Source organism: Brevibacillus formosus (genome assembly GCF_003013405.1).
Lineage (GTDB): Bacteria > Bacillota > Bacilli > Brevibacillales > Brevibacillaceae > Brevibacillus > Brevibacillus formosus.
In genome coordinates this window covers 1-3,001 of record NZ_PXZL01000049.1, presented here as the reverse complement: position 1 = coordinate 3,001, position 3,001 = coordinate 1, and the positions used below count along the sequence as shown (strand labels likewise).

Genomic DNA, 3,001 nt, shown 5'->3' with positions numbered 1-3,001 from the left:
GTGGTTAAGTTACTAAGGGCACACGGTGGATGCCTTGGCGCTAGGAGCCGAAGAAGGACGCAGCGAACTGCGATAAGCCTCGGGGAGCGGTAAGCACGCTTTGATCCGGGGATCTCCGAATGGGGGAACCCACCATCTGTAATGGGATGGTATCCGTATCTGAATACATAGGGTACGAGAAGGCAGACCCGGTGAACTGAAACATCTAAGTAGCCGGAGGAAGAGAAAACAATAGTGATTCCGTCAGTAGTGGCGAGCGAACGCGGAAGAGCCTAAACCGTCGGGTTTACCCGGCGGGGTTGTGGGGCGTCTCACATGGAGTTACAAAAGACGCGCGTAGGTGAACAGCTTGGGAAAGCTGACCATAGAGCGTGATAGTCGCGTAACCTAAACGCGCGTCTCTCCGAGACCAACCCCGAGTAGCGCGGGACACGTGAAATCCCGTGTGAATCTGGCAGGACCATCTGCTAAGGCTAAATACTACCTAGCGACCGATAGTGAACCAGTACCGTGAGGGAAAGGTGAAAAGCACCCCGGGAGGGGAGTGAAATAGTACCTGAAACCGTGTGCTTACAAATAGTCGGAGCCCGTTAAAAGGGTGACGGCGTGCCTTTTGTAGAATGAACCGGCGAGTTACGGTAGCGTGCGAGGTTAAGTTGAAGAGACGGAGCCGCAGCGAAAGCGAGTCTGAATAGGGCGATAGTACGCTGCCGTAGACCCGAAACCGTGTGATCTAGCCATGTCCAGGGTGAAGGTAGGGTAACACCTACTGGAGGCCCGAACCCACGCACGTTGAAAAGTGCGGGGATGAGGTGTGGCTAGCGGTGAAATTCCAATCGAACTCGGAGATAGCTGGTTCTCCCCGAAATAGCTTTAGGGCTAGCCTCGGAATTTAGAGTCTTGGAGGTAGAGCACTGATTGGGCTAGGGGCCCTCATCGGGTTACCGAACTCAGTCAAACTCCGAATGCCAATGACTTATGTCCGGGAGTCAGACGGTGAGTGCTAAGATCCATCGTCAAAAGGGAAACAGCCCAGACCATCAGCTAAGGTCCCCAAGTATACGTTAAGTGGGAAACGATGTGGAGTTGCCCAGACAACCAGGATGTTGGCTTAGAAGCAGCCACCATTTAAAGAGTGCGTAATAGCTCACTGGTCGAGTGACTCTGCGCGGAAAATGTAACGGGGCTAAACGTATCACCGAAGCTATGGCAGTCCTTACGGACTGGGTAGGGGAGCGTTCCAAGCAGCAGTGAAGCCGTACTGGAAAGAGCGGTGGAGCGCTTGGAAGTGAGAATGCCGGTGTAAGTAGCGAAAAGACAAGTGAGAATCTTGTCCACCGAAAGCCTAAGGTTTCCTGGGGAAGGCTCGTCCTCCCAGGGTTAGTCGGGACCTAAGCTGAGGCCGAAAGGCGTAGGCGATGGACAACAGGTTGATATTCCTGTACCACCTCTGTTCCGCTTGAGCAATGGCGTGACGCAGGAGGATAGGGTGAGCGGCCTACTGGATGGCCGTCCAAGCAGTGAGTGTGGTGTGTAGGCAAATCCGCACACCGTCAAGCATGAGCTGTGATGGCGAGGGAAATTTAAGTACCGAAGTCCCTGATTTCACACTGCCAAGAAAAGCGTCTAGCGAGGAACAAGGTGCCCGTACCGCAAACCGACACAGGTAGGCGAGGAGAGAATCCTAAGGTGCGCGGGATAACTCTTGCTAAGGAACTCGGCAAAATGGCCCCGTAACTTCGGGAGAAGGGGCGCCTCGGTAGGGTTAATAGCCCGAGGGGGCCGCAGTGAAAAGGCCCAAGCGACTGTTTAGCAAAAACACAGGTCTCTGCGAAGCCGCAAGGCGAAGTATAGGGGCTGACGCCTGCCCGGTGCTGGAAGGTTAAGGGGATGAGTTAGCGCAAGCGAAGCTTTGAACCGAAGCCCCAGTAAACGGCGGCCGTAACTATAACGGTCCTAAGGTAGCGAAATTCCTTGTCGGGTAAGTTCCGACCCGCACGAAAGGCGTAACGACTTGGGCGCTGTCTCGGCAAGAGACCCGGTGAAATCATAATACCTGTGAAGATGCAGGTTACCCGCGACAAGACGGAAAGACCCCATGGAGCTTTACTGTAGCCTGGTATTGGAACTTTGTGCATCATGTACAGGATAGGTGGGAAGCTGAGAAGCAGGGGCGCCAGCCTCTGTGGAGCTGTCGGTGGGATACCACCCTTGATGTACGGAGTTTCTAACTCGTCGCCCTTATCGGGCGAGAGGACCATGCCAGGTGGGCAGTTTGACTGGGGCGGTCGCCTCCTAAAAGGTAACGGAGGCGCCCAAAGGTTCCCTCAGAATGGTCGGAAATCATTCGTAGAGTGTAAAGGCAGAAGGGAGCTTGACTGCGAGACCTACAAGTCGAGCAGGGACGAAAGTCGGGCTTAGTGATCCGGTGGTTCCGCATGGAAGGGCCATCGCTCAACGGATAAAAGCTACCCTGGGGATAACAGGCTTATCTCCCCCAAGAGTCCACATCGACGGGGAGGTTTGGCACCTCGATGTCGGCTCATCGCATCCTGGGGCTGAAGTAGGTCCCAAGGGTTGGGCTGTTCGCCCATTAAAGCGGTACGCGAGCTGGGTTCAGAACGTCGTGAGACAGTTCGGTCCCTATCTGTCGCGGGCGTAGGAAGTTTGAGGAGAGCTGTCCTTAGTACGAGAGGACCGGGATGGACGCACCGCTGGTGCACCAGTTGTCACGCCAGTGGCACAGCTGGGTAGCTATGTGCGGACGGGATAAGCGCTGAAAGCATCTAAGCGTGAAGCCCCCTCCAAGATGAGACTTCCCACAGCGCAAGCTGGTAAGACCCCTCATAGACGATGAGGTTGATAGGTTCGGTGTGGAAGCGCGGTAACGCGTGGAGCTGACGAATACTAATCGGTCGAGGACTTATCCACACACTCTTAGCAATCATGCGTATTCAGTTTTGAAGGAATGAGGCGAAAAGCTGTATTCCCGATTACTTGT

At 54.6% G+C, this 3,001-nt stretch carries 1 rRNA gene; it reads left to right on the top strand.

The features are described from left to right. The first annotated feature begins 2 nt into the window (after positions 1 to 2). Positions 3 to 2,931: ribosomal RNA gene (locus C7R91_RS28925) — 23S ribosomal RNA — on the top strand. The last annotated feature ends 70 nt before the right edge of the window (positions 2,932 to 3,001 follow it).